This is a genomic window from Paracoccus sp. L-17, assembly GCF_056857655.1.
This window is the reverse complement of record NZ_JBSXNM010000044.1, coordinates 102749-119381: the sequence shown is the minus strand read 5'-3', so window position 1 is coordinate 119381 and position 16633 is coordinate 102749. Positions and strand designations below refer to the sequence as shown.

Sequence of the window (16633 nt, the reverse complement as noted above, 5' to 3'; positions counted from 1 at the left end):
GTTAAATCGCCTGACCTAGCCTTCTCCGACGGCCCAACTCAGCCGGTTGAACCATGCTCACCTATAGCCACGTGGTCACGACGGGGACCGCGGACAACGCCTTTCTGTCTAACCTCACCGATCTGGCGATTGTCTGGTTCGGCGGACGGCTGGTGCTTGTCAGCAGCAACACGTTCCAGGGCGGGATCGCCAGTTTTGCGACCGACGGATCGGGCACGCCGCTGACACGCATCGACAGCATCGCGTTCGGCGACAAATTCAGCTATCAGGGCAATCCCGAAATCAGCGTTCTCGCCCTGGCCCAGGGGCCACAACTGCATCTGGGGCAGTTGGGCGGGGCCGCGGATCTGGGAATCGCCGTCGCCGCGAACGGCGATCTGGGCAGTTTCCGCACGATCCTGGGCGGGTCCGGACCGGGCGCCGCGATCAGCGCGATCGGCACGTTCGAGACCGAGGCGGGGCGATTTCTCTATTCGGCCAATGCGCGGACATTGACGCTGGAAACGCGTCGCATCGGCGATGACGGAAGTCTTCTGGATACGTCATCGGCCAGCATCCCGATCAGCAGCGCCCCGCCGGACGCGGCGCTGGACAAGATCATCGGCCTGACGGTCCAGGGCCAGCGGATGCTGGTCGCGATCTCGGGCCTGGGCAATTTCATCTCGACCCACCTGGTGGGCGAGGACGGCGTTCTGGATGGTGGCAAGGTTCATGCCTCGGCGCAGGGAACCGGCTATTACATCCCGACCGACATCGAGGCGGTCCAGTTCGGCGGCAAATCCTTTCTGATCGTCGCGGGCGGAACCTCGTCCTCGCTGTCGGTCTTCCAGCTTTCCTCGACCGGCGAGGTGACGGCGGTCGATCACGTCATCGATGAAAGGACGACGCGCTTTCAGTCCGCGACCGCGATGGCGACGGCCGTGGTGGATGGGCGCGCCTATGTCTTTGCCGGCGGCGCCGATGACGGGATCAGCGTCTTCACGGTCCTGCCGGATGGACGGCTTCTGCATCTGGCCACGATCGAGGATACGGACGCGCTGACCCTTGCCGATGTCAGCGATATCGAGGCGCAGGTGATGGGCGGCAAGATCGCGCTGTTCGTCGCCAGCGGCACCGAGACCGGAATCACACAGCTTGAATTCGATCCGGGCCGGCTGGGCATGACCGGCAGCGGCACGACCGGCAATGCCGGCGGCACCGCCCGCGATGACCTGATCGTCGCCCGCGACGGCACGACGCGCCTGTTCGGCGGGGACGGCGACGATATCCTTGTCTCGAAAAGCCAGAGCGTGTCGATGACCGGCGGCGCCGGCGCCGACATCTTCGTCGCCACACGCTTTGACGGCCGGATTGCGATCCTCGACTACGAAAAGGGCGTCGACCGGCTGGATCTGTCGATGCTGGGCATGATCCGCAGCACATGGCAACTGACCTTCGCGCCGCAAAGCTATGGCATCAAGATTTTCTACGGCAATTCGGTCATTGACATCTTTTCCGCCGATGGCACCACGCTGGCTGCATCAGATTTCGGCAACGAGATGTTCCCGATCGCCCATTACTGGGTGCCCGAACTGGACCCCTCCACCATCGACCCGTCCGAGGTGCCCTCGACCGTCGGCCGCTGGATCTTTGGCTCCGAGGCTCCGGACCGCCTGTTGGGACAGGCCGGCCCGGACCGGATCGAGGCAAAGGCGGGCAATGATACGGTCGCGGCCGGCGGCGGTGCGGACACGGTCTTCGGCGGAGACGGCGAAGACCTTCTGCGCGGACATGACGGCGCTGACCTGCTTTATGGCGGTGCCGGCCGGGACACGATCTTCGGCGACAACCAGGACGATCAGATTTATGGCGAAGCCGGCGGCGATTACATCTACGGCGGCAGCGGCAATGACCGCATCGAAGGCGGCGACGGAAACGACCGCGTCTATGGCAATTCCGGCGATGACGTGATCACAGGCGGGAACGGCAACGACACCCTTTGGGGCAATGACGGCGACGATTTGCTGGAGGCGACGGCGGGCGACAACCTGCTTGGCGGCGGCGGCGGCCGGGACACCCTGATCGGCGGGGCCGGGCGCGACATGCTGCGCGGCGGCGCCGACCAGGACCTGCTGCGTGGCGGATCGGGACAGGACACGTTGCTGGGCGAGGACCAGAACGACCGGCTTTATGGCGATGCGGGCGATGACCGGCTTTATGGCGGCCCCGGCAACGACATGATCTATGGCGGGCAGGGCAATGACCTGCTGGCGGGCGAAGACGGCAACGACCGGCTGGGCGGGAATGACGGCAACGACATCGTGCAGGGCGGCGATGGTCGAGATTGGCTGGCAGGGGGGAATGGCGATGATCTGCTTTATGGGGGCGGTGACGACGATACCGTGATCGGCGGCGATGGGAATGACCGGTTGGAGGCGGTATCGGGCAATGACTACCTGATCGGAGGCGCCGGCCGCGACACGCTGATCGGCCAGTCCGGGCGCGACCGGTTATCGGGCGGAACCGGCAACGACAAGCTTTACGGTTTCGGCGGCGACGACCTGCTGGGCGGCCATGACGGTGACGATCGGCTGGATGGCGGTGCCAACCAGGATACGCTGCGCGGCGGGGCGGGCAATGACCGGCTGTACGGCGGCACCGGGAACGATGTGCTGGAGGGTGAGGACGGCGACGACTATCTCAACGGCGGCAATGGCGACGACCTGATGCAAGGCGGCGCGGATGACGACCGGCTGGAAGGCGGAAACGGTAACGACGAACTGCGCGGAGATGACGGCAACGACACCGTCATCGGCGGCTATGGCAATGACTGGATCAGCGGTGGCGGCGGCAACGACCGGCTCTACGGGCAATCGGGCAACGACCGGCTGTTCGGATATTCCGGCAACGATTTCCTGCGCGGCGGCGAGGACAGAGACCGGCTTGACGGCGGTTCGGGACGCGATCTTCTTTTCGGAGAAGAGGGCCGGGACACGATCTTCGGCGGCAACGGCAACGACTGGCTCGAGGGCGGCAGCGGCAATGACCAACTGCGCGGCGAGGATGGCGACGACACCCTGGTCGGCGGGGACGGCGATGACTGGCTCAGTGGCGGCAGGGGCAACAACCGGCTTTACGGGCAGGCCGGCGATGACCGGCTCTACGGCTATTCCGGCAACGATTTCATCCGTGGCGGCAGCGGCCGGGACCGATTGGAGGGACGCGGCGGCAATGACCGGCTTTACGGCGAATCCGGCGACGATGTGATGATCGGCGGCGCGGGGGCGGACAGATTGTATGGCGGCACGCAGAACGACAGGCTCTACGGCGATGATGGCAACGATTACCTGGCCGGGCAGCAGGGCGATGACACGATCCTGGGCGGGGGCGGCAACGACCGCATCGGCGGTTCGGACGGCAACGATGTTCTGTCGGCGCAGACCGGCGATGACAGCCTCTGGGGCGGGGCTGGCAATGACAGATTGATCGGCGGCGCGGGCGACGACTGGCTGATCGGGGGCGCGGGGGCGGACCGACTGGAAGGCGGCTCGGGTCGCGACCGTTTCCGCTTTGATTCCGTCAGCGACAGCCGCATCGGATCGCCCGATTTCATCCAGGATTTCCGGCCCGGCATCGACCTCCTGGATCTGTCGGCCCTGCGACTGCAATTTGTCGGCAGGCGCGGCTTTTCCGGTGACAACCAGCTTCGATGGACGCAATCGGGTGGCGACACCCATGTCTTTGCAGATCTCGACGGTGACGGGCGGGCCGACCTGCATATCCGGCTGGACGGCCAGCTTGGCCTCGACAGCGACGATTTCCTGCTCTAACGCTCAGTCAGCCGCGCCTCGGCCCATGTGGCGGCCTCCGCGACCACCGGATCGGCATCGCCGCGCAGATTCCGTGCCACGGGCGCAAGCCGGCGATCGGCGGAATTACCGATGGCGTACAAGACGTTGCGGATGAACCTGTTGCGCCCGATCCGCTTGATCGCCGAGCCCGCGAACCGCGCCCGGAACCCGGCATCGTCCAGCTCCGCCAGCTCCGCCAGCGTCGGTGCCCCCGCGATCCCGCGATAGCGCATCTCCGATCCCTCGCGCGCGAACTTGTTCCACGGGCAGACCGCCAGGCAATCGTCGCAACCATAGATGCGGTTGCCCATCAGGGGCCGCAATTCGGGATCGACCGGCCCCTTGTGCTCGATGGTCAGGTAAGAGATGCAGCGCCGCGCATCCAGCTGGAACGGCGCCGGGAAGGCCCCGGTCGGACAGATGTCCAGACAGGCCCGGCAGGACCCGCAATGCTCGTCCTCCGGCGGATCGGGCGGCAGATCCAGCGTGGTGAAGATCGCGCCCAGGAAAAACCAGCTACCCAGATCACGGGCCAGAAGATTGGTGTGTTTGCCCTGCCAGCCCAGCCCCGCAGCCTGCGCCAGCGGCTTTTCCATCACCGGCGCGGTATCGACGAAAACCTTGATCGCCTCGTCCTGATGGCGCGTCAGCATCCAGCGACCCAGCCGCTTCAGACGCTTCTTGACCAGATCGTGATAATCCCGCCCCTGCGCATAGACGCTGATCGCCGCCCGGTCGCGCGCCTCCAGCACGGCCAGCGGATCGTGATCCGGCGTGTAGAGATCGGCCAGCATGACCACCGACCGCGCCTCGGGCCACAGGGCGGCCGGATCGCCTCGCCAATGGCTGCGCTCGGCCATCCAGCCCATCTGGCCGTGCCGCCCGGCCTGCAGGAACGCACGCAAACGGCCCGCCGCCTCGGGAATGGCATCGGGTCGCGCCACCCGCATCTTGGCAAACCCGGCGGCCAGCGCCTCGGCCGCCAGCGCCTCTTTCATCTGCGTTGCCGAAATACCCCGGGGGGTCCGGGGGGCCGGCCCCCCGGCCGTCGCGGGACGCAATCCCGCATCGGCTTGCCTATCCGAAATCGAGTTCGGCATAATGCGGGGCCGGCTGGATGCCGGGCACCTGATCGGCCAGGACGCCCCGGAAGGCCGGGCGCGACTTGATCGTTGCATACCAGTCCCGCAAGACCTCGGACCGATCCCAATCGACGTCCGAGATGTAGTCCAGGCAGGAAAAATGCGCCGCGGCTGTGAAGTCGGCCAGAGACATCGCGCCCCCTGCCAGCCAGCGGCGGTCTTCCAGCAGTCCGGCCAGATAATCCATGTGCTCCTTGATCGCGCGCAGGCCATCCTTGACCGCCCGGCTGTCCGGATAGCCCGAACGCAGGATCTTCTTCCAGACCCGCTCGTTCAGGATGGGCTGGGTGACTTCGCTGTTGAACTTGTCGTCGAACCAGGCGCAAAGCCGGCGCACCTCGTGCCGGTCCAGCGCACCCCTGGGCATCAGCGGCGATTCGGACACGACCTCGTCGATATATTCGACGATGGCCTGACTTTCGGCCAGCATGGTACCGCGGAAACGAAGGACCGGCAGCTTGCCGGCCGGATTGCGGCGCTTCAGATCGGGCGGATTCTCCCAGTATTTCTCCTCGACCAGTTCGACCTCGATCTTCTTTTCGGCCAGAACCAGGCGGACCTTCCGGCAAAAGGGCGACAGGGTCGAATGATAAAGCCGCGTGGTCTGCGTGTTGGTGTTCATCGGCTGCTCGGCATTCCTCGTGACGATCGGCCGTCTTGATACGCCCCGATACCCGGTGTTTCAACCACGGCGGTCCCGGCTAGAAGCAATCCGCCCGCCCATCGCGGCGAATCGTGGCCGCACCATCGGCGATGGACCGCGACCGGGCCGAGGCTTGCCGCGGATCGCGCGTTTTGGGCGAGGGCAGGACCGCCGCCAACCGCGCCGCCTGAACCGCGTCCAGTCGATCGGGCGTGGTGCCATAGAATTCGCGCGCCGCCGCCCCGATACCAAAGACGCCCGGTCCGAATTCGGCCAGGTTCAGATAGACCTCGAGGATCCGCCGCTTGGACCAGAAGGCTTCGATCAGCGGTGTGAAGACTGTCTCCAGGGCCTTGCGCGGCCAGCTTCGGCCCTGCCACAGAAAGACGTTCTTCGCGGTCTGCTGGCTGATCGTCGAGGCCCCCCGGCTGGATCCCGAGGCCACGACGCGCCGGATCTCGTCCATGTCGAAACCCCAGTGGCGACAGAAATTCGCATCCTCGGCGGCGACCACGGCCCGCCGCATCTGGGGCGATACGTCGCCCAGATCGACCCAGACACGCGGCGTGATCGGCCGCTTGCGCGCCTCGCCGACGATGGTCAGGGTCGTCGGCGGGTTGATGAAGGCATAGATCCCCACCAGCATCGCCATCAGCACGAACACGCGCAGCGCGAACCACCGCATCCACACCGCCAGCCGCCGCAGCGGGCGCCAGCGGCGGCGCCCGCCCGGCCGGGGATCCGCCGGATCCGCGGCAGGCGGTCTGATGAGGGCGCGCAGGATCATGAGGGCGGCTTTGTCACGCCGCGCCTCGGGCCGTCAAGCGCGGGTTGCGCGGATCAACCGGCGGGCGATGCCGGCGGGACGGGCGGCACGCCGCCGCCCGACAGCGCATCCCGCAGCTTCTGTTCATCCTCCTGGGACAACGAGGTTTGCAGGATCCGGCCGCGATGGTGAAAGCCCTCGAGACGGGCCAGCACCTTGTCGGCGGTCATCTTGCGCAGAAGGATGAAAACCGCCGATCCGCCCGGTTGCAGCGAATGACCGACATCGCGCATGAAATCGTCGTTGATGCCGATGTCGCTGAAACGTCCGGCCAGAGCGCCCGCCCCCGCGCCCACGGCCGCCCCCAGCAGCGGATTCAGGAACACAAGTCCGACCAGCGCGCCCCAGAAGCCGCCGCCGACCGCGCCGGCGGCGGTCAGGTTCACGGCCTGATGCAACTGGATATCATCCTCGGACGGGCGGGTCACGACCACCGCGTCCTCAAGCTCGATCAGGTATTCCTTCTGCATCTTGACCAGTTCGGTCCGCAATTCGAAACCGGTTGTCTCGTCGTCGAACGCGATGGCGATCAGTTCTGACATCGAAAGATCCTCCGCTTTGGCAAGCCCGCCTGCAACAGCAACCCGCCGCCCTGGCGCGGGTTCCCGCCAGGGTCGGAAAGGCGGCCACGACCGGTCGCGCGGCGCGGGCGGGCGACGAGCCGGCTATTCCGCCGGCACCGCGCGCGGGGCGTCGTCCGCCTCGATCGGATGCGGAAGATGGGCCAGCATTTCCCTGGGGCAGACCTGCAGGAAACGCGCCTTCTCGCGATCCCAGTCCTGAAGGATGTCGGCGGCGCGGCGCGAACCGGTCTCTTTCAGATGCCGCTCGATCAGGCCCCTCAGTTCAGTCTCCCAATGGTCCTGCGTCAGCGGGCACAGAACCAGCGTCTCGGTGTTGATGTAGTCGCGCGCAACGCCCTGCGGATCATACAGATAGGCCATGCCGCCGGTCATGCCGGCGCCGAAATTGGCGCCGATGCTGCCGAGGATCACCGCGACGCCACCGGTCATGTATTCGCAGCCATTGCTGCCGCAGCCCTCGATCACGACATGGGCTCCGGAATTGCGCACCGCGAAACGCTCGCCCGCGCGGCCGGCCGCGAACAGATAGCCTGCCGTCGCGCCATAAAGCACGGTGTTGCCGATGATCGTGTTCTCGGCCGCGATCAGCGGCGAGGCCATCGGCGGGCGCACGGTGATAATGCCCCCGGACAGGCCCTTGCCGACGTAGTCGTTGGCATCGCCGGACACTTCCAGCTTCAGCCCCGGCGCGGCAAACGCGCCCAGCGATTGCCCGGCGCTGCCGGTCAGCCGCACCGTCAGGTGGTCGGGCTGCAGGTTGTTGCGCATCCCGAATTTCTGCACGATCATGCTGGACGTGCGCGTGCCGATGGTGCGCAGCGTGTTGCGAACCGCGTAGGACAACTGCATCTTCTCGCCATCCTCGAAGAAGCGGGCGGCGTCCTTGACGATATCGGAATCCAGCGTGTCCAGAACCGCGTTGCGCGGCTTGGTGCGGTCATAGACGATCTTGTCCGCGCCATCGACGGTGATCAGAAGCGGGTTCAGATCCAGATCGTCAAGATTCGCTGCGCCCCGACTGACCTGGGTCAGCAGATCGGCCCGGCCGATCACCTCATCCAGCGAACGTGCGCCGATGCTGGCCAGGATTTCCCGCACCTCCTGCGCGTAGAAGGTGATCAGGTTGACCACCTTGTCGGCGCTGCCGGTGAACATGGCGCGCAATTTCTCGTCCTGCGTGCAGACACCCACGGGGCAGGTGTTGGATTGGCACTGGCGGACCATGATGCAGCCCATCGCGATCAGGGCCGCGGTGCCGATGCCGTATTCCTCGGCCCCCATCATCGCCGCCATGACGATGTCGCGACCGGTGCGCAGGCCGCCATCGGTGCGCAGCGTCACCCGTTCGCGCAGCCGGTTCATGGCCAGAACCTGATGCGCCTCGGTCAGCCCCATTTCCCAGGGCAGGCCGGCGAACTTGATCGAGGTCGCAGGGCTGGCCCCGGTGCCGCCATTATGGCCGGAGATCAGGATCACGTCCGCCTTGGCCTTGGCCACGCCAGCCGCGATGGTGCCGACACCGGAAGAGGCGACCAGCTTCACGGTGATCTTGGCGCGCGGATTGATCTGCTTCAGGTCATAGATCAGCTGCGCCAGATCCTCGATGCTGTAGATATCGTGATGCGGTGGCGGCGAGATCAGTGTCACGCCCGGCGTCGAATGACGCAGCCGCGCGATCAGCTTGGTGACCTTCATCCCCGGAAGCTGCCCGCCCTCGCCGGGCTTGGCGCCCTGGGCCACCTTGATTTCCAGTTCCTCGCAGGCGTTCAGATATTCCGCCGTCACGCCGAAGCGGCCGCTGGCGACCTGCTTGATCTTGGCGCAGGGATTGTCGCCGTTGGACAGGGGCTGGCTGTGGGCCGGATCCTCGCCGCCCTCGCCCGAATCCGACTTTGCGCCGATCCGGTTCATGGCGATGTTCAATGTCATGTGCGCCTCGGGCGACAGCGCCCCCAGCGACATGCCCGGCGTCACGAAGCGCTTGCGGATCGAGGTGATGCTTTCCACCTCTTCCAGCGGCACCGCCTTGCCCAGCGGCTTGATGTCCAGCAGGTCGCGGATATGGATCGGCGGATTGGCCCGCATCGTGGCGCTGAACTGCTTCCAGATGTCATAGCTGGCCTTTTCGCAGGCCAGTTGCAGCATCTTCATCGTATTGGCTTCCCAGGCGTGCTTTTCGCCCGACCGCCGCAGCTTGTAAAAGCCGCCCACCGGCAGCAATTCGACATTCTCGGCGTGAAACGCCTTCTGGTGCAGCGCCTCGATCTTGGCTTGCAGCCCGTGCAGGCCGATGCCGCTGATGCGCGAGTGCATTCCGGGAAAATATTCCGCGACCATCGCGCGCGACAGGCCCACGGCCTCGAAGTTCAGGCCGCCGCGATAGGAAGACAGGACCGAGATGCCCATCTTGGCCATGATCTTCAGAAGACCCGCGTCCACCGCGTCGCGATAGCGGCGCATGTTGTCGATCAGGCTGCCCTCCAGCAGGCCGCGTTCGATCCGGTCCTGAATCGAATCCTGTGCAAGATAGGGGTTCACCGTGGTCGCGCCCGATCCGATCAATACCGCGAAATAATGCGGATCGATGCATTCGGCGCTGCGCACATTGACCGAACAGAAGGTCCGCAGCCCCTTGCGCGTCAGCCAGGAATGGACCGCGCTGGTCGCCAGGATCATCGGCATCGCGACCCGGTCCGAGCCCTGATGTTCATCCGTCAGCACCAGGTGGCCCGCGCCCGAACGCACCGCATCCTCGGCCTCGGCCCGGATCCGGGCCAGCCCTTCGCCAAGCGCGTCCTGCCCCGCGTCATCGGGAAAGGTGCAGTCGATATGGGTGACGTTCTCGCCGAACATCTTCACCATCTCGGAAAACTCGCCATTGGCGATGAACGGGCTTTCCAGGATCAGGATCTCGGTCTGCGCGCTGCTTTCGTCCAGCACGTTCTTGAGGTTGCCGAACCGGGTCTTCAGGCTCATCACCCGCGTTTCGCGCAGGCTGTCGATGGGCGGGTTCGTCACCTGGGAAAAGTTCTGGCGAAAGAAGTGGCTCATCGGCCGGTACTGGTTCGACAGCACCGCCGGCGGGGTGTCGTCGCCCATCGAGGCGATCGATTCCTTGCCGTCCTCGGCCATCGGCGCCAGGACATGTTCCAATTCTTCCAGCGTATAACCGGCGGCCTTCTGGCGGCGGCGCAGATCCTCGCCGCCGAACCGCGCCCGTTCGGGCAATTCGCGCATCATGTCGTTCAGATCGACGACCTTCTCGATCCATTCGCCAAAGGGCTGGCTTCCGGCCAAGCGGTCCTTGATCTCGGCATCGTGGTAAAGCTTGCCCTCCCACATGTCGACGGCGATCATCTGGCCCGGCCCAAGCGCGCCCTTTTCGCGGACCTTGGCCTCGTCGACCGGGACCATCCCGACCTCGGAGCCGGCGATCAGCAGGTTGTCGCCATTGACGACATAGCGCATCGGCCGCAAGCCGTTGCGATCCAGCCCGCCGCAGACCCAGCGACCATCGGTCATGGCCAGCGCCGCGGGCCCGTCCCACGGCTCCATCACGGCGTTGCAATAGGCGTACATGTCGGCCCAGGGTTTCGGCATGTCGGTGGTGGCCTTGGACCAGCTTTCGGGCACCAGCATGGTCTTGGTCATCGGCGCCGAACGGCCCGAACGGACCATCACCTCGAACACCGAATCCAGAGCCGCCGAATCCGACGACCCGCCCGGCACGATCGGCTTGATATCCTCGGCCATCTCGCCGAAGGCGTTGCTGGCCATGCGGATCTCGTGGCTGCGCAACCAGTTGAGGTTGCCTTTCAGGGTGTTGATTTCGCCGTTATGGGCCAGCATCCGGAAGGGCTGGGCCAGCCACCATTGGGGGAACGTATTGGTGGAATAGCGCTGGTGATAGATCGCGAAGGCCGATTCAAAGCGTTCGTCCTTCAGGTCGGGATAGAACTCCGCCACCTGTTCGGCCAGCATCATGCCCTTGTAGATGATCGACCGGCAGGACAGCGAACAGAAGTAAAGCTGCGTCACCTGGGCCGCGATCGCGGCCTTCTCGATCCGGCGGCGGATGATATACAATTCGCGTTCGAACTGGACATGGTCGATGTCCTTCTCGCAGCGGATCAGGATCTGTTCGATCTCGGGGCGGGTGGCATTGGCCTTTTCGCCCAGAACGGCGGTGTTCACCGGCACGTGGCGCCAGCCATAGATATAATGGCCCATGCGCAGAACCTCGGATTCCACGATGGTGCGGCAGGTTTCCTGCTGGGCGAAATTGATCCGCGGCAGGAACACCTGACCGACCGCGATCAGCTTGTCGTTGTCGGGCTCGTGCCCGGTGCGGCGAACCTGGTCATAGAAGAAGGGCACCGGAATCTGGACATGGATGCCGGCGCCATCGCCTGTCTTGCCATCCGCATCGACCGCGCCGCGATGCCAGATCGCCTTCAGCGCATCGATGCCGTGCTGCACGACCTTGCGGCTGGGCTTGCCGTCCAGATCGACGACGAAGCCCACCCCGCAGGACGAATGTTCGTCCTCGGCGCGATAGAGGCCGCTTGCGGCCATCCGGTCGCGGCGGGCCTGTTCCTCGGCTTGCCACTCGGGCGAAAACTCGGTCATTGCGGAGCCTCCAGATGAGGATTTTCGGATTCGTATTCGGCGCGCGTGATCCGCGCATGATCGCCCGCCAGCGCATATCCGTCGGGCGCGCGATCGGCATAGACAATGCGCGTCAGCCGCGCGCCGCCGGCATTGGGGAACAATCCGGGCATGACTTCGTGATAGCCGGCATCGTGCCCCTCGACATAGCGGAACCACAGCGCCGAGCCGCAGATATCGCACCAGGCCCGCTCTGCCAACCGAGACGAGCGATGCGTCTTGACCGGTCCCGTCACGGTCAGATCCGTCGCCTCGATCCCGAACTGGATGCCGCCCGACCAGCGGGTGCAATTGTCGCAATGGCAGCCGCTGATCTCATCGGACAGGACGGCCTCGATCGTGACCGCGCCACACAGGCAATGGCCCCGTTGCCGCCCGCTCATGCGTCGTCCTCGGAAGACAGCAGGCCAGTCATCAGCTGATCGCAGTCGAATTGCGGCGTGGTGTCGCCAAAGCCCTTTTCGCCCGGAAAGCTGAACAGCACGGGGCTGTCATCGGTGTTCAGTTGCTGCCCGGTCCAGTCGCGCTGCTGCTCGATGCCGCCATAGAAACGGCGCATCTTGCGGCTGATGAACTGCTGGCCCTTGCGTTCGATCAGAACCTCGCCGCTCTCGCTGAAGGTGGTCAGCTGGAAGCGGGTCTTTTCCAGCGTGACCCCGTCGATGGTGACGGTTTCGCCAGTCAGTTCGTCAAAGCCGACGTGCCGCAGCCTTTCGCCCGTGTTCGAGACAGTCCAGAAATCGAAATCGTCATAACCGGTGTTCAGCAACGTGTCGAAGCTGGCATCGTCGGCGGCGCCCTTTTCCAGCACGTCCTGCAGACCGGTCTGGGGATCGGTGCTTTCAAGCCAGCGGGTCTGGTCGTCGATATGGGACAGGTGGGTCAGCCCCTCCTGTCCAAAGGTGGCGCTGCGCTGATCGCCCTTGGGATCGGCGTCGCAGCGGTAATATTGCACGACCGAACAGCCCCGGTTCTGGACCGTGTAATCCAGCCGGCAGCCTTGCGGCGGGGTATAGATCGCGGCCCGCCCCGGCAGTGGAATCGCGGCCAGAAACCCGGCCAGCAGAATCAGCGCCGCCAGCCAGGTCAGCGCGCCCCGCCCGTCGTCACGCCGCGCGCCGACCCGCGCGACAGCCGCCGTGGATTTCCCGGTCCATTCCGTGCTTGTCCGTTGCATCCCTGATACCTCGCTCATTCGGCGGCGACACGCTGCTCGCCGGTCAGGAAATTGGCGATCGATTCGGCCGCCTCGCGCCCGTCACGGATCGCCCAGACCACAAGGCTTGCCCCGCGCACGATGTCGCCCACCGCATAGACGCCGGGGACCGAGGTCAGGTGGGTCTGGAAATCGGCCTTGATCGTGCCCCAGCGTGTCACCTCCAGACCGTCCACGCCCCACAGCCGGGGCAGTTCCTCGGGTTCGAAGCCAAGCGCCTTGATGACCAGATCGGCGGGCTCGTCATAATCGGCGCCCTCGATCAGTTCGGGCGATTGACGGCCGCTGACATCGGGCTGGCCCAGCCGCATCTTGCGGACCCGGACGCTGGCGATCTGGGGCAGGCCGTCCACGTCGCGTTCCTGCGCCGCCGCGGCCTCGCCGGTCACATGGCCGGCAAAGGCGCCGGGCGCGGTCAGCCAGACGAATTCGACGCCCTCCTCTTCGGCATTGGCGACCTCGCGTTGGCTGCCGGGCATGTTCGCCCGGTCGCGGCGATACAGGCATTTCACCGATTGCGCGCCCTGCCTGATGGCCGTGCGGACGCAATCCATGGCCGTGTCGCCGCCGCCGATGACGATGACGCGCTTGCCGCGTGCGTTCAGTTCTCCATCCTCGAAATCGGGGACGTCGTCGCCGAAATCGACCTTGTTGGACGCGGTCAGATAGTCGATGGCGCGGACGACGCCGCCAGCCTCGGCATTGTCGATGTCCAGATCGCGGGTCTTGTAGACGCCGGTGGCGATCAGGACCGCATCATGCTTGCCGCGGATCGCGTCGAAACTGATATCCTCGCCGACATTGCAGTTCAGCACGAATTCGACGCCGCCTTCCTCCAGCAGCTTGTTGCGCCGCATGACGATGTCCTTTTCCAGCTTGAAGCCGGGGATGCCATAGGTCAGCAACCCGCCCGCGCGGTCGTGACGGTCATAGATGGTGACCTGGAATCCCTGCTTGCGCAGCATGTCGGCGGCAGCAAGGCCGCCCGGCCCCGCGCCGATGATGCCGACGCTTTCGGCGCGTTCCCGACGCGGGACCGACGGCGTCACCCAGCCCCGGTCCCAGGCGGTATCGGTGATGTATTTCTCGACCGCGCCGATGGTGACGGTGCCGTGGCCGGATTGCTCGATCACGCAATTGCCCTCGCACAGCCGGTCCTGGGGGCAGATGCGGCCGCAGATTTCGGGGAAGGTATTGGTGGCCTGGCTGACTCGGTAAGCCTCTTCCAGACGGCCCTCGGCGGTCAGCCGCAACCAGTCGGGGATGTTGTTGTGCAGCGGGCAATGGCTCTGGCAATAGGGCACGCCGCACTGGCTGCATCGCCCGGCCTGCTCGGCAGCCTTGGCGGCGGCGTATTCGCGGTAGATTTCGTGAAAATCCTCGGCCCGTTCCGCCGCGGCGCGCTTTTCCGGCATCTCGCGCGGGGTCGAGACGAATGTCAACATCTTCTGCGTGGCCATGGCTGCGCAACCTTCCAAAGACAGAAACTCCCGCAGCCCGCATAAACCAAGGGCGCGGGAAATAAAAGTCAGTTACACTGACCTAAATTGAAGATTTCTGCCCCTGCACGACAAAACCTGACCAAACCGAGCCGGATTTGGGTCAGTAACACTTACCTACCAGCCGCAAGCGCCAGCAGGACAAGGCTTCCGGCGACGATTCTCCACCAGGCGAACAGCGCGTAACCGTTCTGCGAGACGTAACCCAGCAGCCACCGCACGACGAGGACCGCCGTCAGAAAGGCAAGCACGAAGCCGATGGCGATGTCCCCCATCGCCGCCGCGTCCAGCACATCGCGATTCTTGTAGAAGTCATAGACGAAGGCGCCCAGCATCGTCGGCATGGACAGGAAAAAGGAAAATTCGGCCGCCGATCGCCGGTCCGCCCCCAGAAGCAGCGCCGCGACGATGGTCGAACCGGACCGCGAGACACCGGGGATCATCGAAAGGGTCTGGATCACACCGATCTTGAAGGCCATCGACAGCGGGAACTCGTCGGCCCGTTGATAGCGCGGGTTTTTTGCCCAGCGATCGACGAAAAGCAGCACGATTCCGCCCAGGATCAGCATGACGGCGATCAGCACGGGTGTCTCGAACAGGACCTTCTTGATGATATCGTAGGCCGCGACGCCGACGACCACCGCCGGAGCGAATGCCAGCAGCACCGCCGCGATGAAGCGGCGCGACCTGGCGTCGCGCGGTGCTGTGGAAAGGTAATACCAGATCCGCGCCGAATAGACGCTGAGGATGGCCAGCACCGCGCCAAGCTGGATCATCACCTCGAAGGCGCGGCCGGGCGAGGCGAAGCCCAGGAAATACCCGGCCAGCAGGACATGGCCGGTCGAGGAAACGGGGATGAATTCGGTCAGGCCCTCGAGAATCCCGAGGACCGCAGCGCCAATCGGATCGGATTCCATCACAGGCTCCGCAGGTTCTTGGCGGAATCCTTGATCGCGTCATATTGCCCGGACGGGCGAAAGCGCCAAAGATAATCGTCCAGCACCGCCTCGACGGCGGTCGGCTGGATTCCCAGATCCTTCAGACCTCTGGCCTCTGGCGAAACGACATTGTCCTGACGCAACAGCGCAAGCTGGTCGCGGCTGAGCACGGTATTGGTGAACATCCCGCCAGACACGTATTGCGCCCCGTCCAGCATCGTCGCACCGATCCGGGCGATCCAGAACGGCATGTTCAGGACCAGCCTGCGGCGGTGAACGACGGTCAGGGTCCGGGCGACGATTTCGCGCAGGGTCATCACGTCGGGGCCACCCAGTTCATAGATTCCGGGTTCCGCCTCTCCGGTGGCGCCCTTTGTCGCGGCCAGTGCAACGTCATCGACGAAGACCGGCTGCATCCGCGTCCTCGCCCCCGCGATGGGCATGACCGGCCCCAGCCGCGACATCGCGGCAAAGCGGTTGAAGAAGTTGTCGCCGGACCCGAAGATCACCGAGGGCCGCAGGATCACTGCATCGGGCCGGTGTTCCAGCACCGCCGCCTCGCCCCGCGCCTTGGCTGCGACATAGCGGCTGTCCGAGTCGGGATCCACGCCGATCCCCGAAATGTGGACGATCCGCGCCACCCCCGTCTCGGCCGAAATTCGCGCGATATGGGACGCACCCTCATCAAAGATATTGTCGAAGGTGCTCTTGCCCTGCGCCTGCGTGATGTTGACGCAATTGACCACCGCCTCGGCATCCGACATCGCGGCGCGGACCGACAATTCGTCGCGGATGTTGCAAAGGACCGGCACAACCTGACCGACCGCGCCGTAGGTGCGTGTGAACAACGCCTCGTCGGGTCGGCGCACGGCGATCCGCACACGCCAGCCGCGCTTGGCCATCAGCCGCGCGACCTGTCGGCCGACAAAGCCCGACCCGCCATAGATCGTGACCAGTTTCGCCATGAGCGCTGCCTCCTTCGTGCCGCCTGTCGCTGCGATCAATAGCCAAGCCGGCGCCCGCCGACAAGCCGCAGCCTGCCCGGCGCGGTCCGGGCCGCGCGGCGACGTGAAGCGGCGGCGAAAATTTTCGCGCGGCCCCATTGACGCCCTCGGCGACTGGCTTTAGAGACCCCGCTCACCACCTGCCCAGGTGGCGGAACTGGTAGACGCGCACGGTTCAGGTCCGTGTGCCGCAAGGCGTGGAGGTTCGAGTCCTCTCCTGGGCACCACAAAAATCCTGCCGTTCGCAAGAGCGGCGGGATTTTTCGTTTCCGGCGCAGGCGTT

General features: G+C 65.2%; 11 protein-coding genes and 1 tRNA gene. 2 read left to right on the top strand and 10 right to left on the bottom strand.

The window, feature by feature from the left end; all coding sequences use genetic code 11:
• Nucleotides 1-53 precede the first annotated feature (53 nt).
• Complete coding sequence (locus AC13CR_RS14945) at nt 54-3809, top strand: calcium-binding protein (protein WP_293014958.1); 3756 nt, start codon at nt 54-56, stop codon at nt 3807-3809.
• On the opposite strand, the gene queG is transcribed toward AC13CR_RS14945, so the two are convergent.
• From queG to AC13CR_RS14895, 10 genes are all read right to left on the bottom strand, one after another.
• On the bottom strand, nt 3806-4828 hold the full coding sequence (queG, locus tag AC13CR_RS14940; protein WP_482900864.1) for a tRNA epoxyqueuosine(34) reductase QueG: 1023 nt from the start codon (nt 4826-4828) through the stop codon (nt 3806-3808). The genes AC13CR_RS14945 and queG overlap by 4 nt on opposite strands.
• A 79-nt stretch (nt 4829-4907) precedes the next feature.
• On the bottom strand, nt 4908-5594 hold the full coding sequence (gene fzlA / locus AC13CR_RS14935; protein ID WP_292978168.1) for an FtsZ-binding protein FzlA: 687 nt from the start codon (nt 5592-5594) through the stop codon (nt 4908-4910).
• A 79-nt stretch (nt 5595-5673) separates the two neighbouring features.
• On the bottom strand, nt 5674-6402 hold the full coding sequence (gene mtgA, locus AC13CR_RS14930; RefSeq protein WP_414692488.1) for a monofunctional biosynthetic peptidoglycan transglycosylase: 729 nt from the start codon (nt 6400-6402) through the stop codon (nt 5674-5676).
• 53 nt (nt 6403-6455) lie between these two features.
• Nucleotides 6456-6983 carry a DUF1269 domain-containing protein gene (locus AC13CR_RS14925; protein ID WP_292952674.1) on the bottom strand — a complete coding sequence of 176 codons (528 nt, stop codon included), beginning with the start codon at nt 6981-6983 and terminating at the stop codon, nt 6456-6458.
• 123 nt (nt 6984-7106) lie between these two features.
• On the bottom strand, nt 7107-11654 hold the full coding sequence (gene gltB / locus AC13CR_RS14920; protein ID WP_292978169.1) for a glutamate synthase large subunit: 4548 nt from the start codon (nt 11652-11654) through the stop codon (nt 7107-7109).
• The gene (locus AC13CR_RS14915; RefSeq protein ID WP_292978170.1) at nt 11651-12076 is read right to left on the bottom strand and encodes a GFA family protein; all 426 of its coding nucleotides are present in this window, start codon (nt 12074-12076) and stop codon (nt 11651-11653) included. The genes gltB and AC13CR_RS14915 overlap by 4 nt, the downstream gene beginning before the upstream one ends.
• On the bottom strand, nt 12073-12870 hold the full coding sequence (locus tag AC13CR_RS14910; RefSeq protein WP_293767081.1) for a hypothetical protein: 798 nt from the start codon (nt 12868-12870) through the stop codon (nt 12073-12075). Before AC13CR_RS14910 ends, AC13CR_RS14915 begins: the two co-directional genes overlap by 4 nt.
• Nucleotides 12871-12884: 14 nt before the next feature.
• Nucleotides 12885-14369: an NAD(P)-dependent oxidoreductase gene (locus AC13CR_RS14905; protein WP_292978254.1), complete on the bottom strand. Its 1485-nt coding sequence runs from the start codon at nt 14367-14369 to the stop codon at nt 12885-12887.
• Nucleotides 14370-14521: 152 nt separating this feature from the next.
• Complete coding sequence (locus AC13CR_RS14900) at nt 14522-15325, bottom strand: undecaprenyl-diphosphate phosphatase (protein WP_414692171.1); 804 nt, start codon at nt 15323-15325, stop codon at nt 14522-14524.
• On the bottom strand, nt 15325-16311 hold the full coding sequence (locus tag AC13CR_RS14895) for a complex I NDUFA9 subunit family protein (protein WP_292956783.1): 987 nt from the start codon (nt 16309-16311) through the stop codon (nt 15325-15327). The genes AC13CR_RS14900 and AC13CR_RS14895 overlap by 1 nt, the downstream gene beginning before the upstream one ends.
• A gap of 181 nt (nt 16312-16492) precedes the next feature.
• On the opposite strand from AC13CR_RS14895, the gene AC13CR_RS14890 reads away from it, so the two are divergent.
• A tRNA-Leu gene (locus AC13CR_RS14890) sits at nt 16493-16577 on the top strand.
• The last annotated feature ends 56 nt before the right edge of the window (nt 16578-16633 follow it).

Coding starts and splice junctions, on each gene's coding strand:
- AC13CR_RS14945 (WP_293014958.1), top strand. CDS start 54: ATGCTCACCTATAGCCACGTGGTCACGACGGGGACCGCGGACAACGCC.
- queG (WP_482900864.1), bottom strand. CDS start 4,828: ATGAAAGAGGCGCTGGCGGCCGAGGCGCTGGCCGCCGGGTTTGCCAAG.
- fzlA (WP_292978168.1), bottom strand. CDS start 5,594: ATGAACACCAACACGCAGACCACGCGGCTTTATCATTCGACCCTGTCG.
- mtgA (WP_414692488.1), bottom strand. CDS start 6,402: ATGATCCTGCGCGCCCTCATCAGACCGCCTGCCGCGGATCCGGCGGAT.
- AC13CR_RS14925 (WP_292952674.1), bottom strand. CDS start 6,983: ATGTCAGAACTGATCGCCATCGCGTTCGACGACGAGACAACCGGTTTC.
- gltB (WP_292978169.1), bottom strand. CDS start 11,654: ATGACCGAGTTTTCGCCCGAGTGGCAAGCCGAGGAACAGGCCCGCCGC.
- AC13CR_RS14915 (WP_292978170.1), bottom strand. CDS start 12,076: ATGAGCGGGCGGCAACGGGGCCATTGCCTGTGTGGCGCGGTCACGATC.
- AC13CR_RS14910 (WP_293767081.1), bottom strand. CDS start 12,870: ATGCAACGGACAAGCACGGAATGGACCGGGAAATCCACGGCGGCTGTC.
- AC13CR_RS14905 (WP_292978254.1), bottom strand. CDS start 14,369: ATGGCCACGCAGAAGATGTTGACATTCGTCTCGACCCCGCGCGAGATG.
- AC13CR_RS14900 (WP_414692171.1), bottom strand. CDS start 15,325: ATGGAATCCGATCCGATTGGCGCTGCGGTCCTCGGGATTCTCGAGGGC.
- AC13CR_RS14895 (WP_292956783.1), bottom strand. CDS start 16,311: ATGGCGAAACTGGTCACGATCTATGGCGGGTCGGGCTTTGTCGGCCGA.